The 530-nt window shown below is 33.4% G+C and carries 1 protein-coding gene; it reads left to right on the top strand.

The features are described 5' to 3' along the window. Positions 1 to 77 precede the first annotated feature (77 nt). Positions 78 to 530 (top strand): NAD(P)H-hydrate dehydratase (locus tag AACY52_RS29945; protein WP_339561323.1); only part of this gene is annotated, 453 nt, incomplete at its 3' end.

The raw sequence follows: 530 nt of genomic DNA, 5'->3' as shown, positions 1-530 counted from the left end.
TTCAGAAATTTATAATACATTTTGTTAAAAGTTACTATATATTTTTAAAATTGAATAAATTCGGAAAAGGCTTTTACATGGGAGGTTATATCACTATGGAAACGTTAAATTCTATTAACATTCCTAAGCGTAAAGAAAATTCACATAAAGGTGATTATGGCAAAATTTTATTAATTGGTGGATCTGCTAACTTAGGTGGTGCCATTATGTTAGCGGCTCGTGCATGTGTATTTAGCGGTAGTGGTTTAATCACTGTAGCTACACATCCAACAAATCATTCAGCATTACATTCTCGTTGCCCAGAAGCGATGGTTATTGATATTAATGATACGAAAATGTTGACGAAAATGATTGAAATGACTGACAGTATACTAATTGGTCCAGGTCTTGGCGTTGATTTCAAAGGAAATAATGCCATTACATTCCTACTACAAAATATACAACCGCATCAAAATTTAATCGTAGACGGCGATGCGATTACAATCTTTAGTAAACTGAAACCGCAATTACCTACATGTCGCGTGATTTTT

It is taken from the genome of Pseudomonas sp. EA_65y_Pfl1_P113 (assembly GCF_963970525.1).
Taxonomy (GTDB): Bacteria; Pseudomonadota; Gammaproteobacteria; order Pseudomonadales; family Pseudomonadaceae; genus Aquipseudomonas; species Aquipseudomonas tritici.
This window is presented reverse-complemented; position numbering and strand designations above follow the sequence as displayed.